The organism is Caballeronia mineralivorans PML1(12) (genome assembly GCF_001028175.1).
Lineage (GTDB): Bacteria > Pseudomonadota > Gammaproteobacteria > Burkholderiales > Burkholderiaceae > Caballeronia > Caballeronia mineralivorans.
In genome coordinates, this window is sequence record NZ_AEJF01000141.1 from 41,535 (window position 1) to 62,968 (window position 21,434).

General features: G+C 59.8%; 18 protein-coding genes. 11 read left to right on the top strand and 7 right to left on the bottom strand.

The features are described from left to right. Positions 1 to 39: 39 nt before the first annotated feature. A complete protein-coding gene (locus EOS_RS22920; protein WP_047849001.1) occupies positions 40 to 1,425 on the top strand; it encodes a dihydrolipoyl dehydrogenase family protein in 1,386 nt (461 codons plus the stop codon). Positions 1,426 to 1,432: 7 nt separating this feature from the next. On the opposite strand, the gene EOS_RS22925 is transcribed toward EOS_RS22920, so the two are convergent. Further along, the gene (locus EOS_RS22925) at positions 1,433 to 2,449 is read right to left on the bottom strand and encodes a LacI family DNA-binding transcriptional regulator (RefSeq protein ID WP_047849002.1); all 1,017 of its coding nucleotides are present in this window, start codon (positions 2,447 to 2,449) and stop codon (positions 1,433 to 1,435) included. 281 nt (positions 2,450 to 2,730) lie between these two features. On the opposite strand from EOS_RS22925, the gene EOS_RS22930 reads away from it, so the two are divergent. Genes EOS_RS22930 through EOS_RS22950 form a run of 5 tightly spaced genes read left to right on the top strand, consistent with a single transcriptional unit; the run spans position 2,731 to position 8,936 of the window. Continuing rightward, positions 2,731 to 3,873 carry an ABC transporter ATP-binding protein gene (locus EOS_RS22930; RefSeq protein WP_047849003.1) on the top strand — a complete coding sequence of 381 codons (1,143 nt, stop codon included), beginning with the start codon at positions 2,731 to 2,733 and terminating at the stop codon, positions 3,871 to 3,873. Between the two features lie 11 nt (positions 3,874 to 3,884). Continuing rightward, the gene (locus tag EOS_RS22935) at positions 3,885 to 5,825 is read left to right on the top strand and encodes a beta-galactosidase (RefSeq protein ID WP_047849004.1); all 1,941 of its coding nucleotides are present in this window, start codon (positions 3,885 to 3,887) and stop codon (positions 5,823 to 5,825) included. 35 nt (positions 5,826 to 5,860) lie between these two features. Further along, positions 5,861 to 7,105 (top strand): ABC transporter substrate-binding protein, encoded by a 1,245-nt coding sequence (locus EOS_RS22940; protein WP_047849005.1) that lies wholly within the window; start codon positions 5,861 to 5,863, stop codon positions 7,103 to 7,105. A 57-nt stretch (positions 7,106 to 7,162) separates the two neighbouring features. Beyond that, positions 7,163 to 8,071, top strand: coding sequence for a carbohydrate ABC transporter permease (locus tag EOS_RS22945; protein ID WP_047849006.1), 909 nt, complete (start codon positions 7,163 to 7,165; stop codon positions 8,069 to 8,071). Between the two features lie 13 nt (positions 8,072 to 8,084). After that, positions 8,085 to 8,936, top strand: a complete 852-nt coding sequence (locus EOS_RS22950) for a carbohydrate ABC transporter permease (protein ID WP_047849007.1) — start codon at positions 8,085 to 8,087, stop codon at positions 8,934 to 8,936. Between the two features lie 9 nt (positions 8,937 to 8,945). On the opposite strand, the gene EOS_RS22955 is transcribed toward EOS_RS22950, so the two are convergent. Continuing rightward, on the bottom strand, positions 8,946 to 10,013 hold the full coding sequence (locus EOS_RS22955; protein WP_047849008.1) for an SGNH/GDSL hydrolase family protein: 1,068 nt from the start codon (positions 10,011 to 10,013) through the stop codon (positions 8,946 to 8,948). Between the two features lie 272 nt (positions 10,014 to 10,285). On the opposite strand from EOS_RS22955, the gene EOS_RS22960 reads away from it, so the two are divergent. After that, positions 10,286 to 11,971, top strand: a complete 1,686-nt coding sequence (locus EOS_RS22960) for a purple acid phosphatase family protein (protein WP_047849009.1) — start codon at positions 10,286 to 10,288, stop codon at positions 11,969 to 11,971. A 247-nt stretch (positions 11,972 to 12,218) separates the two neighbouring features. After that, a complete protein-coding gene (locus EOS_RS48995) occupies positions 12,219 to 13,817 on the top strand; it encodes a methyl-accepting chemotaxis protein (protein ID WP_047849010.1) in 1,599 nt (532 codons plus the stop codon). Between the two features lie 52 nt (positions 13,818 to 13,869). Here the strand turns inward: EOS_RS48995 and EOS_RS22970 are convergent, their stop codons facing one another. Then, positions 13,870 to 14,079: a hypothetical protein gene (locus EOS_RS22970; protein ID WP_047849011.1), complete on the bottom strand. Its 210-nt coding sequence runs from the start codon at positions 14,077 to 14,079 to the stop codon at positions 13,870 to 13,872. A 533-nt stretch (positions 14,080 to 14,612) separates the two neighbouring features. Here EOS_RS22970 and EOS_RS22975 point away from each other — a divergent pair. From EOS_RS22975 to EOS_RS22985, 3 genes are all read left to right on the top strand, one after another. Further along, complete coding sequence (locus EOS_RS22975) at positions 14,613 to 14,867, top strand: DUF4148 domain-containing protein (protein WP_047849012.1); 255 nt, start codon at positions 14,613 to 14,615, stop codon at positions 14,865 to 14,867. Positions 14,868 to 15,059: 192 nt separating this feature from the next. Next, positions 15,060 to 15,353 carry a hypothetical protein gene (locus EOS_RS22980; protein ID WP_047849013.1) on the top strand — a complete coding sequence of 98 codons (294 nt, stop codon included), beginning with the start codon at positions 15,060 to 15,062 and terminating at the stop codon, positions 15,351 to 15,353. 205 nt (positions 15,354 to 15,558) lie between these two features. Continuing rightward, a complete protein-coding gene (locus EOS_RS22985) occupies positions 15,559 to 16,467 on the top strand; it encodes a patatin-like phospholipase family protein (protein WP_047849014.1) in 909 nt (302 codons plus the stop codon). A gap of 179 nt (positions 16,468 to 16,646) precedes the next feature. On the opposite strand, the gene EOS_RS22990 is transcribed toward EOS_RS22985, so the two are convergent. The 4 genes from EOS_RS22990 to EOS_RS23005 all read right to left on the bottom strand — a co-directional run bounded on the left by EOS_RS22990 (position 16,647) and on the right by EOS_RS23005 (position 21,430). Continuing rightward, the gene (locus tag EOS_RS22990) at positions 16,647 to 17,999 is read right to left on the bottom strand and encodes a purine-cytosine permease family protein (RefSeq protein WP_047849015.1); all 1,353 of its coding nucleotides are present in this window, start codon (positions 17,997 to 17,999) and stop codon (positions 16,647 to 16,649) included. 164 nt (positions 18,000 to 18,163) lie between these two features. Beyond that, positions 18,164 to 19,159 (bottom strand): 5-oxoprolinase subunit C family protein, encoded by a 996-nt coding sequence (locus EOS_RS22995; protein ID WP_047849016.1) that lies wholly within the window; start codon positions 19,157 to 19,159, stop codon positions 18,164 to 18,166. Further along, positions 19,149 to 20,024 carry a 5-oxoprolinase subunit B family protein gene (locus tag EOS_RS23000; RefSeq protein ID WP_047849017.1) on the bottom strand — a complete coding sequence of 292 codons (876 nt, stop codon included), beginning with the start codon at positions 20,022 to 20,024 and terminating at the stop codon, positions 19,149 to 19,151. The genes EOS_RS22995 and EOS_RS23000 overlap by 11 nt, the downstream gene beginning before the upstream one ends. Continuing rightward, positions 20,021 to 21,430 carry an acetyl-CoA carboxylase biotin carboxylase subunit gene (locus EOS_RS23005; RefSeq protein ID WP_047849018.1) on the bottom strand — a complete coding sequence of 470 codons (1,410 nt, stop codon included), beginning with the start codon at positions 21,428 to 21,430 and terminating at the stop codon, positions 20,021 to 20,023. The genes EOS_RS23000 and EOS_RS23005 overlap by 4 nt, the downstream gene beginning before the upstream one ends. Positions 21,431 to 21,434: the final 4 nt, after the last annotated feature.

The following is a 21,434-nucleotide window of genomic DNA, read 5'->3' on the forward strand; positions in this document are numbered from 1 at the left end:
CGGTTTCGCCTTGCGCAAACACCTCAAAGGGAGCTGAAAATGTCGACGGTCGAGCAATTCGAATACGTGTTTCTGGGCGGCGGAAAAGGCGGCAAGACGCTGGCGATGGAACTCGCCAAATCAGGCAAGCGCGTGGCAGTAGTCGAAGAGGGAATGATCGGCGGCTCGTGTATCAACGTGGCATGTATTCCGAGCAAGGCGCTGATTCAAACCGCGCGCATCATGCACGCGGTGCAATCCGCTGACATATTGAAGGGCGCCGCTCCTGACGCCAAAGTCGATATGACGCAGGTTCATCGTCGCGTGCGTGCGGTCGTGGATGGCATGGTCGATATCAACGCCAAAGCGTTCGAAGCATCGGGCTTCGATCTGATCCTCGGCACCGGGCATTTTGTCGGACCGCGCCGCATTCATGTCGCGATGAACGATGGCCGGGAACGCACGGTCGAGGGTGATCATGTGTTCATCAATACGGGGACCTTCGCGGCCATTCCGGATGTTCCCGGCCTGCGCGAAGCTGAACCCATGACGCATGTCGATGCACTCGAACTCGACTCGCTGCCGGAACATCTGATCGTGATCGGCGGCGGCTATATCGGCCTGGAAATGGCGCAGGCGTTCCGGCGCCTTGGCAGCAACGTAACCGTCGTGCAAGAGGCCCCGCGTGTTGCGATGCGCGAGGACGTCGACGTCACCGACGCGATCGAATCGGTCTTCGCAAACGAAGGCATCGACGTGAAGGCGTCGGTCAAGCCGTTGAAAGTCAGCGGCCGGTCAGGGCAATCCGTCACTGTCGAACTTAGCGACGGTACGCGCCTAACGGGCACGCATCTGCTGGTGGCGACGGGCAGGGTGCCGCGTACAGCGGGCATTGGACTGGATATAGCAGGCGTTGCGCTTGATGAACGCGGGTTTATCAAGGTGGACGAGCGTCTGGCGACAACCGCGCCGAACACGTGGGCGATCGGTGAAGTCGCGGGGACGCCGATGTTCACGCATGCATCGTTCGATGACTATCGCGTGCTCAAGTCGCAACTCGCCGGCGGCAATTTGACCACGCGGGATCGCGTTATTCCGTATGCAATGTTCATTGAACCGGAGCTTGCGCGCATCGGCATCAACGAAAGCGATGCACAACGTCAAGGCATTGCAGTGCGCGTGGCCAAGCTGCCGATGGCTGCCGTTCCCCGCGCCCGCACGACCGGCGAGATGCACGGTTTCATGAAGGCAATCGTGGATGCAGAATCGGATCATATTCTCGGCTTCACGATGCTCGGATCGAACGCGGGCGAAGTGGTCGCGTCCGTGCAGATGGCCATGCTGGGCAATCTTCCCTACACGGCGGTTCGGGACGCGATCCTCTCGCATCCGACCATCGCGGAAGGGCTGAACATGCTGTTCGCGAAGATTCCAGAAAGAGCGTGATGGAGTTTCAGCTACGCACCCGTCCTGTCGATGCCCTTTGCACCAGAACGGGCTCAGGTGCAATGCGCATCGGCGTTTCGCAGTGGCCGCCGCTTTCGATCAACGCCTCCAGCAACTCGACGGCCATGGTAGCGGCGGCATCGGTAGGAACCGCAACCGTCGATAACCCCGGCCGCGACTCTCGCGCTAGCTGAATGTCAGTAATCCCAATTACTGACAGGTCATCGGGAATGCGCATGCCCCGATCCGCCGCGGCATGCATCGCGCCCAACGCAGGCAAGTCGTTGGTGGCGAAGATCGCGGTCAGGTCAGTGTGCTCCGTCAACAATTCGCACGCGGCCTCGTAGCCGCCCTGCACGGCGTCGCGGGTAAAACGCGCTTCCTGTGCCGGATGCGCCACGCCAGCAGCCTTCAGCGTGTGACAAAACCCTGCGTATCGTGCTGCCTGCACTCCCTCCGGCTGACTCCCGATGATCGCGCCGATCCGCGTATGCCCGAGGTCTAGCAGATGTTGTGCGGCCAGCGCGCCGGCTGCGAAAAAATCCACGGCCACGCACGGCAATCCCGGCGATACATCCGGTCGTTCCCACATGCACAGCACGACAGGCGTGCCGCGTGCCCGCGTGGTGTGAAGATCGTCGAAACCGATCCGGGAGTTCATAACAAGCACGCCTTCCGACAAGGTTCCCGCAATCTGGTCCAGGTAAGCGCGGCTGATCACAGGGTCTTCATTCGTATTACATACGATCAGGAAACGCCCGTTCTTTCGCGCCGCGCGTTCTGCCGCCAACGCAAATTCCGGATAAAACGGGTTCGCGATACTCGTCACCATCAACGCCAGCGTCGGCGCGCTTCCTTCGGCCAGCGCCCGCGCCGTCAGATGCGGCCGATAGCCCAAAAACTCCACCGCATCGAGCACACGCTGACGTGTCGCAGCGCCCACCTTGCCGCGCTTGCGCAGCACATTGGAAACGGTTGCCGGCGTGACGCCGGCGCGTAAAGCGACCTCGGCCAAAGTAGTCATCGAATCTCGAAGCAGGGTTAACGCGGGTACAACATCGGCTAACTGTGGCTAGCTTGGCGGCTTCGTGCAAATATCCGCGTTTGTGTCCATATTTTGGGATGGCTTCCCGGCATTTGTATAAATCGGCCAACGCCGCTAGATTTGCGACTCAAGGCGGTTAAAAAAACATAGGACGGAGACAGCCAGTCGAAGCGATCCCGAACGCGGATCGTTTTTTCGCAGGCAGGAGGTTAAGCGCTTAACCTCCCGTTGTCTCCCCGGTTAAACACGGAGACGTCGGCATGGCGAGCATCTCTTTAAGATCGGTTCAGAAAGCTTACGGCGACCACGCGTCCGTGATTCGCGATGTCGATCTCGAGATCGGCGAGCATGAGTTCTGCGTGTTCCTCGGTCCTTCGGGATGCGGCAAATCCACTTTGCTGCGCATGATCGCAGGCCTTGAAGACATCACGGACGGCGACCTCTACATCGACGGAAAACTCGTCAACGAGGTACCGGCTGCGCAACGCGGCGTCGCGATGGTGTTCCAGAGTTATGCGCTGTTTCCCCACATGACTGTGTATCAGAACATGGCGTTCGGCTTGACGCTCGCGAAGACACCGAAGGACGTGATCGACCGGAAAGTAAAGGAAGCCGCGCGCGTGTTGCAACTCGAAGCGTTGCTTGAACGCAGGCCGAAGGAGTTGTCGGGCGGGCAGCGGCAACGGGTGGCAATCGGCAGGGCTATCGTGCGCAGTCCGAGCGTGTTTCTCTTCGACGAACCGCTCTCAAATCTCGACGCTACGTTGCGTGGACAAACGCGAGTCGAGATCGCGCGCCTGCACAAGCAGTTCGCTACGGCCAGCGTTGTCTATGTGACCCACGACCAGATAGAAGCAATGACGCTCGCCGACAAGATCGTCCTGCTGCACGCGGGTGCGGATACGGCGAAGTACGGCAGCATCGCGCAAGTGGGTGCGCCGCTCGAGTTGTATCACCGGCCGAGAAGCCGCTTTGTCGCGGGATTTATCGGCTCGCCGCGGATGAATTTCCTGCCCGCGCGAGTGGTGTCGGGCAGCATGGAAAGCGTACTGATCGCACTCGATGGAACCAGCGAGCGGCTCCAGGTTTTCGCTAACGGCGAGACCTTGCGCCCCGATCAGGCCGTCACGCTGGGCATTCGTCCCGAGCATCTGGAACCGGCCGTGAGCAACGGCTCGATCCAGCAAATTACTCGCAGCGTGTCGCTGGTGGAACAACTCGGCGAGCACAGCTATCTGCATCTCGATCAACCCGGCGGCGCGGTGCTGATCGCCAAGGCCCCCGGCGACCGGACTCCCCGACAAGGCGAGAGCGTTGCGTTCAACGTGCCGCCTGCGTCGTGTCATCTCTTCACCGAGGACGGCTTTGCCGTCACATCGGCTGCCATTCCCCATTTTGCGTAGGAGCGCACCGTATGCGTCTTGGCGTCTGTTATTACCCCGAGCACTGGCCCGAATCGATGTGGAAAGACGATGCGGCGCGCATGAAAGCGCTTGGCATCGACCGCGTCCGGATCGCGGAATTTGCATGGAGCCGGATCGAACCCTCGCCGGGTGACTATCAGTGGGACTGGCTGGACCGGGCCATCGATGTGCTCGCCGATGCGGGTCTTAAGGTCGTCATGTGCACGCCGACCGCGACACCGCCGAAGTGGCTGATCGATCGTCATCCGGACATCCTGCCCATTGGTGCCGATGGTCGTCCGCGTGCGTTCGGATCACGCCGGCATTACGATTTTTCGTCGCCTTCGTACTTCGAAGCGTCGCAGAAAATTTGCACGGCGGTAGCCGAGCGTTATGGCAAGCATCCCGCGGTCGCATTCTGGCAAACAGACAACGAGTTCGGCTGCCACAACACCGTAGTCAGTTATTCGCCGGCCGCCTTGCAGCGCTTTCGAGCGTGGCTGAAGCAACGGTATGGCTCCATCGATGCGCTCAACACGGCGTGGGGCACGGTCTTCTGGAGCATGGAATTCCGCAGCTTCGACGAAATCGATCTGCCCGTCGGCACGGTGACGGAAGCGCATCCGACACATCGGCTGGACTACCGGCGTTTCGCCTCGGACGAAGTCGTGCGCTTCAACCGTATGCAGGCCGAGATCATTCGCGCGCATTCGCCGCAGCGGCCGGTTGCGCACAACTTCATGCAGCTCTTCACCGAGTTTGATCACTACAAGGTGGCCGCGGATCTGGATATCGCGACATGGGACAGCTACCCGCTCGGGGCGCTGGAAGAACAATGGTTCGATCCATCGATCAAGGCGAAGTGGTTGCGCACGGGTCATCCCGACTTCGCATCGTTTAATCACGATGTGTATCGTGGCATGTCGAAGCTGCCGTTCTGGGTGATGGAGCAGCAGCCGGGGCCGGTGAACTGGGCACACTGGAATCCCGCGCCGCTGCCGGGCATGGTGCGCCTATGGAGCTGGGAAGCGTTCGCGCATGGGGCAGGATGTGTATCGTATTTTCGCTGGCGGCAGGCGCCGTTCGCGCAGGAACAGATGCACGCGGGTCTGAACACACCAGATAACCGACTTGATATGGGCGGCGCGGAAGCGTCGGCGGTGGCGAAGGAGATTGAACAGGTCTTGAAAGCGGACGGTGATTCGCCGGTCTCCACCAAAGTAGCACTTGTTTGGGATTACGAAGCAAAATGGTTGTTCGAGATTCATCCGCAAGGCGCCGATTTTCACTATCCACGCTTTGCGTTCGAGTACTACAGCGCGTTGCGTAGCCTCGGGCTGGATGTCGATGTGATTCCGGTGGATGCGCCGCTGGATGGCTACAAGATGATCGTGGTGCCGCCGCTGCCGGTGGTGCCCGCTGAGTTTGCCGACAGGCTCGCGGCGAGCGGCGCGCAAGTGGTCCTCGGGCCGCGTACGGGATCGAAGACGGTCAATCTGACGATTCCTGCCGCGCTGCCGCCGGGCGAAAGCATCGCCAAACTGATCCCCATTCGCGTGTGGCGCGTCGAATCAATGCGGCCGAACGTGACCGAGAAAGTGGATCAGCGCGGTGAGGCGCATCACTGGCGCGACTTCATCGAAACGAGCGATGGTGTGCAGATTGAAGCGAATTTCGCCGATGGTCATCCTGCTATCGTGCGTCGCGGGTCGGTGCTTTATCTCGCGAGTCTCTTCGACGAAACCCTCACGCAGGATATCTTTCTCAGCGTGGCGAAGGCAGCCGGTCTCGATGCCGGGCCGCTGCCAGAAGGTATCCGGATCAGCCGGCGCGGTGCGTTGACCTATGTCTTCAACTACAACGCGACGCCGCACAGGATTTTGAAAGCAGGCCATTTCGTAGTCGGGCAGGAGGAAGTAGAACCGCAGGGCGTCGCGATTTATAAAGCATAGGGAAGCACACAACACCCATCGATGAGGAGACACGCATGAAAACCTTGATTCGCCACGGACTGACCGGCGCTGCACTGGCGGTCGCGTTAGCTACGGCCAGCATTGCGCAGGCGGGCACCCTGACCGCGAACATCGCGTTCAAAGGTGCAAGCCAGCGCGCGGTCTGGCAGCAGACCTTCGACGCCTTCAAGAAGGCACATCCGGATATTGACGTGAAGGCTACTTTCGTCGATGAAGAAGCCTACAAGGTGCAACTGCCGGGTTGGCTCACGACTGTCGCGCCCGATATTGTCAACTGGCACAACGGTGAGCGCATGGCGTACTACGCGAAGCGTGGCCTGTTCGAAGACCTGACGCCCGACTGGAACAAGAACGGCTGGAACGCGATGTACGCGTCGACGAAAGAATCGTCCACGTACAACGGCAAGCAATATTCGGCGCCGACCGTCTATTACGCTTGGGGTATGTTCTACCGCAAGGACTTATTCCAGAAGGTCGGCATTACGGCCGAGCCGAAGACGTGGCCAGAATTCCTCGATGCCTGCAAGAAGCTGAAAGCCGTCGGCATTGCGCCGGTTGCAGTAGCAGGCCGGGATGCGTGGACACTGGCCGGCTGGTTCGACTACCTCGACCTGCGCATCAACGGCAACGCGTTCCATCAGAAGCTGATGGCAGGCGACGTGGCCTACACCGATCCGCGCGTGAAGAAGGTCTACACTGCGTGGAAGGGATTGATCGACGACAAGGTGTTCATCGACAACTCGCTTTCCTATGACCTCGACGCTGTGCAGCCGTTCTTGTTCCAGGGTAAGGCAGCCATGATGCTGATGGGCACGTTCATTACCGGCGGGTTCCCGGAGAACATCAAGCCGCAGATGGGCTTTTTCCAGTTCCCGATCATCGACAACAACGTGCCGACTGCTGAAGACGGCCCGGTGGAGTCGCTGCATATTCCGTCGAAGGCGAAGAACAAGGCGGATGCGCATACGTTCCTGGCATTCGTGGAAACGCCTGAGATCAGCGCGCTACTCGCGAAGGGCTTGGGCTCGTTGCCGGCCAATAGCAAGTCGCCGGAGCCGGACGAACCTGCTTCGAAGATCGGCTTCCAGATCCTCTCGCAGACGAAGGGTGGCATTGCCCAGTTCTACGACCGCGACATGACCAAGGAGATGGCTGACGAAGGCATGAAGGGCATGCAGCAGTTCGTGTCCGATCCGACCCAGCTGGACGCGATCCTGACGCAGCTCGAAGCCACGCGCAAGCGTATCTACAAGAAGTAGCGTGGGACGGCGGCTCGCGATGACCGCGAGCCGCCTCGGCGATCAGGAGAGCACGGCATGTCCGAAACCCTCAGCGTTCCGGCGATGAAAACGAAGCGCCGCAGAAAAATGTCGGCCACTGCGCGGCAGCAGCGGCTGGCCGCGTTCCTGTTCCTTGCGCCCGCTTGCATCATGGTGGCAATCTATGTGATCTGGCCGATCGTCTCCAGCCTCAGGCTGAGCTTTTACAACTGGGACGGGATGACAGAGAAAACCTTCGCCGGTTTCGACAACTACATAGAGCTGTTCCATGCACCCACGTTCTACACCGCGCTAAAGAATAACGTGCTGTGGTTGGTCCTGTTTCTGCTCGCACCGCCGATGGGTCTTGCCGTCGCGTTGTACCTGAATCAGGCGGTGCGCGGTATCCGCATGGTGAAGTCGCTGTTCTTCGCGCCGTTCGTGTTGTCCGGCGTGGTGGTCGGTTTGATGTTCAGCTGGTTCTACGACCCGACCTTCGGTTTGCTGAAGCTGATCCTCGGACACGGGGTACCGGTGCTAGGGGACGCGCGTTACGTGACCTTCGGGATCATCTTCGCTGCGCTCTGGCCGCAGACCGCCTACTGCATGATCCTGTACCTGACCGGATTGACGTCGCTTAATTCCGAGCAGATAGAAGCGGCCCGGATGGAAGGCGCGAAGGGCTGGACCATGTTGTGGCACGTCGTCTTGCCGCAACTCCGGCCGACCACCTTCATGGCGATCGTGGTCACTATCATCGGAGCATTGCGAAGCTTCGATCTGATTGCCGTGATGAGCGGCGGCGGCCCGTTCGAAAGCTCGACAGTGCTCGCTTATTACATGTACGACCAGGCGATCAAGTACTACCGCATCGGTTATTCAGCCGCAATTGCCGTGGTGCTGTTCGCGATCATGATGGTGTACATCGTTTATCACTTGCGCAGAATGTTGCGCACCGAGCAATAGCCAGGAGCGCGCCATGTTTCCAATGCCCGTCGCCAAGTGGAAGCCCGTCAACCGGGCGCTTTACAAGTTGTCGTTGCCGGTCGCGCTGGTGATCTGGTTGTTGCCGTTGATCGCGGTGATGGTCACGTCCATTCGTTCTTCCGATGAACTCGTCGAAGGCAATTACTGGGGTTGGCCACGGCACTTTTCGCTGATCGCCAACTACAGTGATGCGCTCACGACTTCGCCGATGCTCCACTATTTGTGGAACAGCGTGCTCATTACCGTGCCGGCTGTGATCGGGTCGATCGTGCTGGCTTCAATGGCCGGTTTCGCCTTGGCGATCTATTCGTTTCGGGGTAACTCGGCGTTATTCGCGACGTTTGTCGCGGGGAATTTCGTGCCCATTCAGATCCTGATGATCCCGGTGCGGGACCTGTCCTTGCAGTTAGGCATCTTCAACACCATCGGCGCGCTCATCTTGTTTCATGTCTCGTTTCAGACCGGTTTCTGTGCGCTGTTCTTGCGCAATTTCATCAAGCAATTGCCGTTTGAACTCGTTGAAGCGGCGCGAATTGAAGGCGCGAACGAGTGGACGGTGTTCTTTCGAATCGTCTTGCCGTTGATCCGTCCGGCGTTGGCCGCGCTGGCGATTCTCGTATTTACGTTCGTCTGGAACGACTATTTTTGGGCGCTATGTCTCACGACAGGAGACGAGGCGGCGCCGATCACCGTGGGTGTCGCCGCGCTCAAGGGGCAGTGGGTAACGGCGTGGAACCTCGTCTCCGCAGGTTCGATACTCGCGGCGTTGCCGTCGGTGATGATGTTCTTCGCCATGCAGCGGCACTTCGTTGCCGGACTGACATTCGGGGCAACGAAGGGCTAGGGCGATGACCTAGTCGCGCAACCATTTGTCGATCTGGCCCACGACATAGTCTGCTATGAGTTTTTGCAGGTGAGTGGTCGGATGATAAGCGTCGGCGAACATGTAGATGCGCTCGGCATCCGGGGAGACGTAGGTCGAGCGCGAGCAGAACAGTGCGCTGGTGTCATCGGCCTGGAATGCCGCGGGCAGATTCGCCGGATTGCACGCTACGTTGGTGCCGCTGCTGCCGTCGAAGCGGAAACCAAGCTGACGATAATTCTCCGATGTTTCATCGATGAACGTGAACGCATCGACTCGCAGTACGGATGGCGAGGAAGGTAGCGCTTCATCCAGAGCGATGTTGAATACCTGCGCAAGACGCCGAAGCACTCTCGCGGAGCCAGGCAATTGCTGCTCGACAATGTTTGCGATCGGCGCCTTGCTGATGTTGGGTACGTTTTGTACGACGATATGCGTGGCACCATGTTGTTGCACGTTGTGCACCAGTCCCGCGAGTTGTTGCGCCGCTTGTCGCAGCGATGGCTCTACCGCCTGCAGGGAGGCGGCCGGATCGCCGCCGTTCGCAATCATTCCCGCCCACGCGCCATAGGCGTCCTGAACGTCGTTGGCCCCGCCTTGCATCAGCACGAGCTGCTGTGCGGTGAAGCGTGTGTGCGACTTGAGATAGGCGGCCACCTGCGAAGTCAGTGGGGTCTGCAGCTCGCCGGTGTCGCCGGTTGCGTCGCCAGGGTTTGGCGCGCCTGCCACTCGGGCGCCTCCCTGGGCGTAGCCGAATCCTTCCGGATGAACGACGCTAGCCTGCCCGAAGCCGCCGGTCAGCGCGGGCTTGAGGCGCAATCCATAGTGTTCCGCGATAACCTGTACAGAAATAGCGCCGGGATTAGTCGTGTACGTGCCACCGCCGAATTGCCGGGCATACGCATAGGTGCCTACATCCGAAAGACTGTCTCCGAACGACACGACCTGAGTGAAGCTGCGCCGCTGATCGGCGGAGTCCGCCGATGCATTCGATGCATGCGATAAGCCGATAACACCACACGTCAACGCCAGGAACGCGAAACGACTGACTATTTGCATGAATGGGGACTCCAAAAGGGATCGATCGGGTTTATCGAAGAATAACCTCATTTGCATGGTGAGCACTACGACCGATGCCAAGAACAGACTGGTTCTGCCGCGCCTCACGTCGTGGATCACGGCCACGATGTCATAGCCCGGTAACACGCCTGGCAATAATGGAGTTCTTCGGGCCGGTCCGCTGCGCGGTCCGCCTTCATGCCAGTCTGCGCTCCCTGTCTTCGTGAGAGCCTTGCGCTGGCCTTTCCCCCCAAAGGACGAGAACACCAGACATGTCGAACAAGAACAATGACGATATTCCGCTTGCCGAGCAGGTTGCAACCGTTTCGCGGCGTGGTTTTCTTAAGCTGGCCGGCGCTTCCGGATTGGCCACGGCCGCAGGCAGTCTGGCTTCGGCGAGCAGGGCCGCTGCGGCAAGCCCGGACGGCACGCCTGAACAGATCCACTTGACCTGGGGCAACGAGCCGGCGACCGAGATCGTGATTTCCTGGGCCTCGCTTGCGGCGGCGGTCAACCCGCGAGTGCGCTTTGGTCGTGCCGGCGAGACCAAGGCGACGGTGCATGGTATACAGCGCACCTATACCGATGGACTCAACGGCGAGATTGTTTGCACCTATCACGCACGTCTGCGAGGCCTGAAACCCGGGACCCACTACGAATACGAAGTCACCGCCGACAACGACAGCAACGCAGCCCATCCCTTCAGCGCAACTTTCCAGACCGCCCCGCGGGGCGACGCTCCGTTTCGCTGGACCAGCTACGGCGACCTCGCCACGCCCAATACCGGCTGGGTGCTCTCGTCGCCTCAGAGCCGCTTCGCCGTGCAGGCAGTGGAGCGTTTCCAGCCGCTGTTTCACTTGCTGAACGGCGATCTCTGCTACGCCAACCTGAACCCGACGCATCAGCCCGAGGTATGGCGCGACTTTGGCAACAATGCCCAGACCTCGGCGGCCAATCGCCCCTGGATGCCTTGCCCGGGTAATCACGAGGTCGAATTCCACAACGGCGAGCAGGGCCTCGATTCTTACCTCGCGCGTTATACGCTGCCCGAGAACGGCACCCGCTTTCCCGGTCGCTGGTACAGTTTTCGTGTGAGTTCGGTGCTGTTCATTTCGCTCGACGCCGACGATGTCGTCTACCAGGATGCGGCCGCCTTCGTCGCTGGCCCGAGCCCGCTGGTGCCGGCCGCGAGCACCGGCAATCCGCCGATCGCCCCGGGGACGTCGTTCTACATTCGCGGTTACAGTGGCGGCGAGCAGACCCGCTGGTTAAGCGAGACCTTGCGTAAGGCGGCGGAGGACGATGACATCGACTGGATCGTCGTCCAGATGCACCAGGACGCGCTGACTTCTTCGAAGACCGGCAACGGCTCCGACAAGGGCATCCGGGAGGCATGGCTGCCGCTTTTTGACCGCTATGGCGTCGACCTCGTGCTCTGCGGCCATGACCATGACTACGAGCGCAGCTTTCCCGTGCGTGGGTGCAATCATCATGCAGGCACGGATGCCGCGACGGGCCAACCCGTGGATACCTTGCAACCGCGTCCGGTCGTCACGTCGCATCCTGCCGATAGCGCCTTCGATACGAGCCACGGCACGATCCACCTGATCCTGGGCGGTGGCGGCACCAGTGCGCCCCTGGATGTCTATGGACTCGATGTCGGAACCGGCAATCCGCAGGCAAAGGTGTTCACCAAGCCCAATCGTCCGATGGCCGGGACCACGGCGAACACGTTCGTGCGTCAGCCTGCCGATGCCCTGGAAGACGCCATCTGGTCGGCCCAGCGCGATACCGGCACCGGCTATGGCATCGCCGTGTTCGATTTCGATCCGGGCATGCGGGGCGGCAAGACCACCATTACGATGAACTACTACCACGCTCCTGGCGCCGACCAGACGCCGACTGCGAACTACGAGCTGTTCGAGACAATCACGCTCTCCAAGGAGCGTCGAAGCTGATCCGCGGCGTCTCGCTAACTGGCGCATAAGCGAACACCTTGCACGTCCCGGCAAGCGGAAGTGCAAGGTGGCAGCGTGGGGAAGGCCGAGGTCCGTCGATTCGGTAACCTAAGAAAAGGCCCATAACGACGCTAAAATCCCGCTAATTGGGCAGCTTTGATTTATTCACTGTAGAGCCCTCCAGTCTCGTCTCCCACCCGCCGATATACCTTCGATACAAGGTATTCGATTCACAGGAGACGACCCGATGAAAATACTAAAAACGCCTACCGCATCCCATTCTGCGGGATATATCGACCGCTTCAGAAAAGTCAGCTTGCGCGCCAGCATCACGCTGGTGCTGACGGTTTTCGCGGCACTTCTGATTGCGGTTAGCGCATTGGCAGCCATCGCGCTCCAGACCAGCAATTCAGCGATCGAAAAGATGTATAAGGAAGACACGCGTTCGCTTCTTCAAATCAAAAGCAGCTATGAGCATGTGATGCACGCACGCCTCGCGCTCGGCAGCTTTGCGGCGCTGTACGGATTAGGCGATGTTCAGCCGGCGTTGCTTGAAGGCGCACATCGCGACCTTCGCGATTCGGACGAGGAAGTGCGGGCATACCTGTCGACTGTGTCGGCGGACGATGCCGAAACAGCGCTTCGCGCGCACTTTGTCGCCGCGCGTCAAAAGTATCTGCACGACGGATTGGAGGCATCGTTCGAAGCGCTTGGTAAAAGCGATTTCTCGGCCTACAAGTCACTCCAGGGCGCTGAAACAGAAGCACTGGCCAACAATTTCGGTGCCCAGGTAGCTGCGCTGGAAGGCGTCCTGACCGAGCGTCAGAAGGCGCGTTATACGAGCGCTCAAGACCGCTTCCACATGATGCTGGGGCTGCTGGCCGCGGCGGTGATTGCGTCGTTGGTAGCCGGTACATTCGCGCGTCATGCGCTGCTCAACGCAATCGTCAAGCCGGTCAAGCAGGCCATTCACCAGTTTCAGCGGATCGCTGCGGGCGACCTGACGAATCCCATCGATACCGGCCGTGACAACGAAATGGGCGCGCTATTGCGCGCGCTCGAGCAAATGCAGCAATCGCTGGTCGAGACGGTGACGATCGTGCGCGCCAGCACTGAATCGATCAACGTCGGCGCGACGGAAATCGCCAGCGGCAACAACGACCTCTCCGTTCGAACGGAGCAACAGGCGGCGTCGCTGGAAACCACGGCGAGCAGCATGGAGCAAATCACAGCGACGGCAAAAGCCAGCTTCGAGAGCGCCCGGCAAGCGAGCGAGATGGCAACGCAAGCATCGGAAATGGCCGCGAAGGGAGGCGCGGTCGTCAGCAACGTGGTGACCACGATGCAAGGCATCGCCGCGCATTCGAAGAAGATTTCGGAGATCACGAGCGTGATCGACGGCATTGCCTTCCAGACGAACATCCTGGCGCTCAACGCTGCAGTTGAGGCGGCGCGTGCTGGCGAACAGGGCCGGGGTTTTGCTGTCGTGGCAGGTGAGGTGCGCAGCCTGGCGCAGCGCAGTGCATCGGCGGCTCAAGAAATCAAGATGCTGATTCAAGACTCGAGCGCCAACATTGATGCAGGCTCGACGCTGGTGGAAAGCGCGGGGACGACCATTGGCGGCGTGGTGAGTGCGGTCGAACGCGTTTGCCAGATCGTGACGGAGATCTCGGCGGCAGCGGGGGAACAAAGCAAGGGGATAGAGCAGGTCAACCTGGCGGTTGCGGCCATGGACCAGAGCACGCAGCAAAATGCGGCACTCGTTGAAGAAGCCGCTGCTGCAGCGCAGTCCCTGAGAAGCCAGGCGAGAACACTCAGCGACGCTGTCGAGGTGTTTCGGCTTTAACGATTGCGCTCAAGCCAGCCCTTTTTGCAGCGGCTGGCCTGAGCGACTGGATTCAGGCTTGCGGCGCTGCGTTATCAGCCGCTTCCGTACCGCCTTCGTCCTCTTTCTTCTCTACCAGCGATTCCAAAGCGCCGGCGCCTTTAAAACCGGCCACTGCAGCAATCCCTTTCGTCAGAAGTGAAGCATCCGGATCGACCTTGTCGGTTGCCTCGACTGCGGCGACTGCGCCCACGATCTCACCTACTGTATCCAAAATTCCCATGGTAATCACCGTATATATTGAACGTGAAGGCTTACTGTTTCACGAATATCAAAGGACGTCGCGGTTGGAATCTTCAACGGGATCTTCCACCGGCGACACTATTTTCCCCAATCGACGAGGTTCATGACTTGCCCTGATGGCGAGACTCTACTCGCCATCATCAGTGACAATATCACTGCGAAAACCGCGACACTGTAAATTCTTGTTATGTGCCTCCGCGTTCGTTGTCCGGCGGGCCGCCAACACGCGTATCTTCTCACCCCCGATCAGCCCAAACCATCCGTTAGCGTTAGCGAACGAGCAATTCCTGACTGTCCGCTTACAGCCTGCTGAAGAGGACGAAGCTACCCAATTGATCGCAGATCATCTTTTCGATGTCGTGTAACCAATGCCGATCAACGGGCGAAATACCTTATGAAGCGCGGTTAATAGCTTGCGCTCAAGTGTCCAGCGCCAGGAAACGTGGAATTTTAGGAATGCCTGATCGGCAGGCGCGTCGGCAGGTCTCTAAATGACCCTTTCGGAGAGTAACGATGAAAATGAACAAGTTGACGATGATCATGGCCGTGGCCGCCCTCAGTGTATCGACGCTGGCGAGCGCGCAAACTGTGCAGCCCGTGCAGGCGACGGACGCAAATTCAATGCAGGCCGCCGCGAATCAAGGTCCAAAAACGCGCGAGCAAGTGCGCGCGGAACTGGCCCGCGCTCGCATGGACGGCACCATTCCGCGTTTCGGCAATCCCGATCCGTACGGACCCGGCGGCACACCGAATTTCACGAGGCATTGAACGACGGCTAGGGAATAGAAAGACGAGCTGAGCGTCAAGATTCAACCCGTCCGTCACGGTAAGGCGGAAGCGGAGAAACCCGGCGCGAGGAACGACCCGCAGTGTGAATGAAGTTGACTCTAACTGGAAGAAGATAGGTCAATTGCATAGTAATCCTTATATTCTATAAACGAACCTGAAACTGGAGATCCAATGAAATCGATTCGAAATATCATTCTCTGTGCAATGCTTCCGCTTTCTTTGGCCGCAGGCCTCGCGCAGGCACAGGGTATCGGGCACAACGGCACGTATCTTATGCCGCAGAACTATCAAATGATGATGGACAAGCTGACACCGGAACAACGCACCCAGGCCATCACCATCCAGCAGAAAATGATGCAGATGGAGATGGAACACCAGGAGGCAATGTCTCAGATGGAGATGAAGCACGAGCACGAAATGATGCAAATGCAGAATCAACTGCTGGATCTGTTCAAGGGTCATTAGTCCTGTCCGGCAATGACTTACTGAGGCTGCCTGGGGCGTGATGTCGACGTTCTGGCAAGCGGCAGCTTCGGTAACCGGATTCCAGATAACCAAAGCGAGACCCGGGCGACGTAGTCCTGATAGAGCCGCTCGTCATTTCGCGCGAATTTGCCCGGTGAACCGTGGAGACCGCATCCGGTATTGCCCCGCAGGAGAGGAGGCAGACATGTCCTTTCATCATCCCACTCTATCCGTTCCCTCAGGATTGACCGCCTTCGTATTCGCGGGTGGCGGCAGCCTCGGCGCGATCGAGGTTGGCATGCTGCGCGAGTTGCTCGATCAAGGCGTTCGTCCAGGTTGCGTGATCGGCGCATCCGCCGGAGCCATCAATGCGGCGTATTTTGCCGGCCGGCCCGATAGCGACGGCGTCGCCATGCTCGAATTGCTGTGGTGTCGCATCAGGCGGCGGGACATCATGCCGCTCACCATGCTTGGGCTGTTCCAGATGATGCTGCGTGGCCGTTCCCATCTCGTCGAGGCAACGGCCCTGCGCATGCTGCTGGAGAATAATTTGTCGTATGCACAGGTGGAGCAAGCGGTCATACCGCTCCACATAGTCGCCACTGACATGTTGGGGGGCAACGAAGTCATCCTCTCATCCGGTCCTGTGGTGGATGCCGTCCTCGCGAGCGCTGCGATTCCCGGCGTGTTCCCGCCGATGCGCATTGGCGACCGGGACCTGGTCGATGGCGGTGTGGCCAACAATACGCCGATCTCCGTGGCCATCGCGCTCGGTGCGACGCGCGTCATTGTGCTTCCGGCCGGTTTTGCTTGTGCGCTGCGCAAGCCGCCTGGCAACCCGATTGCGCAGGCCATGCATGCGCTAACGCTTGTCATTGCACGGCAACTTGTGCGCGATCTGGAGTTTTACTCGTCCCGCGCTGAGATCTTTGTCGTGCCGCCGTTATGTCCGCTCGACGTATCGCCTTACGACTATACGCAATGCGACCGCCTGATCGAGCGTGCAGCCGGGAACACACGCGCATGGCTGAGCGAGGGCGGTCTTGAGCGAGCTTTTATGCCAAATGAATTGCGCGAGCACACGCATACCGCGCTGGGTGTAGCGGCTCCATGAGGTTTCGACGCAAATGCTTGGCCAACCCCACGACATCGTTTCTGCGCGGACCGCACGTTGACCCGCAGCAGAAACGAGCTATTTGCCTGCGTGCCTACTTCGGCAACAGAACCAGAATCGCATGGATCAGTCGAGCACCGCTTTGAGCGTGTGGCGGGTCAGCGGCGCGCCGTTTGATCTTAGCCGCGTACGAACCACGTTCGTTTAGCGGCAGCAAGCATCGCCCGGTAAGTCAGCCACGATACGACGAACGTGGCCGGTGCGGAGAACGATTGCAACGCACCCGGAAGGTTCATCAGCAGCAACCCCGCGAATGCGCCGGCGAACCATGCAGTCAGGCCGCCCGGATTGAACGCGGGTACGTGTGAGTCGCGACACTCGATCTCCGTACCGAGCAAGGTATCGACCTTGGTCGACAGAATATGGGCAAGCGCAACGCCAACCCACGCCACCACAAAGATTCCCTGATACGCGAGTGCTTGCAGGATCTTTGAAAACACGTCGGCCATCATCAGCGCATACACCACTACGCCGACCACGAGCGCCCAGACGAACTTCGGCGCGTGTAGACCTGCGACCTTTCGAAAGAACGCTTGCATGTTGATCGCGGCAAGATAGTAGTTCGCCGTGTTGATGCGCGACTGCGTGACCCACACGAACAGAAGGCCCCATATCCCCATCAGCTTCAGCAACGCGAGCACCACCGATACTTCCGAGAGCGGCCCTAATCCGGGAATCGTGCTGACCAGATAAATACCGACTGCGCCGTTCAACAGGAATGTGACGAGATAGAACGGCATGCCGAAATTGAAGCGGCCGTGATAGGGCGCATCCTTCTGGCGGCCGAAGCGTGCATAGTCGAAGGTAAACATCATCAGGACCCACACGCCCATGTAATACACGAAGCAATTCCACCAGCCGTTCGCGGGTATGGTGCCCTTGGGACCGAAGTCGAGCCACGCGGCGTTGTAGCCATACTCGTGGGTCGTCAGAAGCACTGCTGCCAGCAGGCCGAGCAAATAGAAGGGCAGCAGCACGCCGTTGAACTTGTCGAGCCAGTGCTGGACGCTGCCGAACACCAGCGGCACGCTGTAGCAAACCACGATCAACGCCGCCCACTTATAGTCCAGCGCCGGGAAGAGGTTGTGTGCCGCGACCGCGATCACGGAGCCTTCGAAGACAGCGTAGTAGATCGCCGTCGCAAAGAAAATCAGCGTAGCGAGCGCGGCTCCAGCGCCTCCAAACAGCACCCGCGAGAATAGCGCGACCGATAACCCGGTGCGGATCGCATAGCGGCTGATGATCGAATTGACAATGCCATACGAGATGACTGAAAGCGCCATGCCGATCAGCGCATTGCGCGTGCCGTACTGTAGCGCGAGCGCTGCCCCGACCACGATATAAAACACCGCGCTGCAGACGGCCCACCACGCCATCGTCAGCGAAAATGCGGGCATTCGGGCGCTGTCGGGAACGGAGTGCATCGATAAATCCAGTTCGTGTCCCGCAGGGTCCTGCGACAAGTTAGCCATGATCCTTGCTCCTTCAGGCAATAGATTGAAAGAAGCAGGCGCGACCCGCTAACGCCCGCAAATAGAGAAAAGCACGACTTGAATAACCGCGGGCGAACGTCTTCCGCGCAGCGTCGCGACGAGCACGACGCTGCGGGTTTGCTTCAATTCAAACGAGTACTTTGCTAACGGCCGAGCATGTCGCGCAAACGAAGCAGTCTTGCGTTTGCGGCGCGACGCGCAGCGAGCGTCTGCTCCATCGATACGGCGACAAAATGCGCGCGATGATTCGGCTGCATCTGGCCGATGAGGTCCATGTCCGCGCTGATCACGGTGCCGATGGTCGCGTAGCCACCACCCGAGACCGCGTCGCGATGCAGGATGATCGGTTCGAGCCCGCTGGGGACCTGGATGGAGCCGATCGGATAACACGCATCGACGATGTTCGAGGGGTCGGCGCCCGCGCCGAAAGGCTGCACACGTTCGCGGAATTGCAGCGCGCGTCCCTGCTTGTAGCGGTAACCAATGCGGTCCGCTTCCGGCGCGACCACCCAGGTGTCATCGAAGAAGGTGTGGGCCGATTCATCGGTCAGGCGATGGTGATAGAGCCCGGGCAGCACACGCAGTTCGATTTCCTTGGCGAGAGGCGTTCGGAGATCGACGGGGAGCTCACGGCCTTCTTTCGCTTGGTGACCGGGCGCAAGGCTTGTCAATCGATCGCCCTTTTGCAGGCGCCGTCCCTCGAGTCCGCCGATGGCACCCAGGGTGTAGGTCGAGCGGCTGCCGAGCACCACCGGCACGTCGATACCACCGGCCACCGCGAGGCACGCACGGGCGCCAGCCTTGACGTGATCGAATGTGAGCGTGCTCCCGGCCTTGATACGCAGCGAGACATTGCAGGCCTGTGCGACGCCATCGATCTTCGGCGTCATCTCGGCGCCGGTGACTGCGATCATCGTGTCCGCATGGAACAGCAATTGTGGTCCGAGCAACGTGCATTCGAGCGCGGCCGCATCTTCGCTATTGCCTACCAGCAAGTTCGCTGCTCGCAATGAAAACTGGTCGAGCGCACCCGACGGCGGAATGCCGACGTAGTAATAACCTTGCCGCCCGGTATCCTGAACCGAGGTCGCCAGCCCCGGCTTCACTACTTCAATCACACAGGTTTTGTCAGTCGGCATCGAGGACCTCGGCGAGTGAGCGGTTATAGGCATCGGGGTCACGCTTGAATTCGCTCAATACGAATCTCACGGGTTTCACGCGCAGTTCGAACGTGCCCGCTTCGACCTCGGCAACGGCGCGATCATAGGTTTCCCGGTCGATCGCCTTGAACTTGACGATATCGCCGGGCTTGAAGAACACCATGAAATCACGCAAGTAGGAAAGGCGCTGTTCAGGGTCGAAGATCGGGGCGGGTGTCACGCCGAACATCTGGTAGCCGCCCGCGCCGCGCACCGAGTAGATGCAGCCGAAACAGCCGCCGTGACCGACGGTGAGTTTGGGGGTATCGGTGCGAGGCCGCAGATACTTCGGCACTTCGAGTTGTCGCGACCTTTCGACCATCTGGAACATGAAGGGCAGGCCCGCGACGAAACCGACCATCGAAACAAACCATGGCGCGCCGGAATGCGCGGCGATGAACGCGTCGACGGTGCTCAGGCCGTTGATGCGCGCGGCGTACTCCAGATCGGTCGATGACGGATCCTGGTGCCGCTCCCGAAAACGCATGAGGGTCTCATGGGTCCACGGATCGTTGTAGAGCACAGGTATTTCCACGATGCGCGTCTCCAACTCCAGAGGGGCATCCCCTACTTCCGCTTCGATCTCCTTGAGCAAGTCCAGCAGCGTCTCCGGCGCGATCACGTCCGGATCGTATCGAACCTGATACGACGCGTTCGCCGGACAAATCTCCGTCACGCCTGCCACGTTGCGACGCTGTAACTCGCGTGTGATGGCCGTGCCCTTGAAGAACGCATCGAGCGACATGTCCTCGCTGATCTCGACGAAGATGAATTCATCGCCGCCGAATGTGTACCGGACGCTCATGCTGCCTCCTCACTCTCGCCAAGCTTTGCATTGCGTTGCGCCATCCATGCTTCAAGATGGTTCGTGTGGTATCGGCCCGCGCGGATATCCGTGTCTGCAAGCATGGCCTGGTGCAGCAGCGCGGTTGTCTTGACGCCGCCTATCTTCATCTCGCGCAACGCACGATCGAGTCGTGCAAGCGCCGCCGGCCGGCTTTCGTCGAAGACAATAAGTTTTGCCAGCAGCGAGTCATAGAACGGCGGGATGGTGTAGCCCTGATACAGCATGGAATCGATTCGCACGCCCGGGCCAGCCGGCCACACCAGTTCATCGATACGGCCCGGACTCGGACGGAAATCGCGATCCGGATCTTCGGCATTGATGCGGCATTCGATAGCGGCTCCGCGCATGACGATATCGTCTTGTTCAAAGCGCAACGGCTCGCCATCTGCAATGCGCAGGGATTCGCGCACGAGGTCAATGCCCGTTATGGCTTCGGTCACCGGATGTTCGACCTGGATACGCGTGTTCATTTCGATGAAGTAAAACTCGCCGCGTGTTTCGTCGAACAGGTATTCGAGCGTGCCCGCACTTCGATATCCGACTTCTCGGGCCAGTCGTGTAGCCGATTCGCATAACGATGCGCGTAGTTCAGACGTCAGCGAAGGCGAGGGCGCCTCCTCGAAGATTTTCTGTCGACGCCGCTGCAGGGAGCACTCGCGTTCGAACAGATGGACGACGTTTTTGCCATCGCCAAGTACTTGCACTTCAATGTGGCGAGCCCGCCCGATAAAACGTTCCAGATAGACTCCGGCGTTGCCGAACGCGGCTTGTGCCTCACGTTGCGCGAGCGGTAACTCCACATCAAGCTGAGCCGGATCGTGCGCCACGCGAATGCCGCGTCCGCCCCCGCCGGCGGCTGCCTTGATCATCACCGGATAACCGATGCGGCCGGCGACATCGCGCGCCTGATCAAGTGAATCAAGCACACCCTCGCTGCCGGGCACGGTCGGCACGCCTGCGCGTTTCGCGGTGGCACGTGCACGCGCCTTGTCGCCCATCATCGCGATGATCGACGAAGACGGGCCGACGAAGATCAACCCCGCCGTCTCGACCTTCCCTGCGAACGCCGCGTTCTCCGATAGAAATCCATAGCCCGGATGAATCGCATCCGCGCCACATTGTTGAGCCGCTTCAAGAATGGCGACTGGATTGAGATAACTTTTAGCGGCGTGCGCCGACCCGATCGGCACCGCTACGTCAGCCATACGCGCGGCGAGACTGTCGCGGTCGGCATCGCTGACGGTCACGGCCGCGCGCATGCCCAGTTCCTGCGCCGCGCGAATGATCCGCACAGCAATCTCCCCGCGATTGGCGACCAGCACGGTGCGAACGCGTTGCGGTTTGTAGAAGGCTTCTGAGGACATCGGC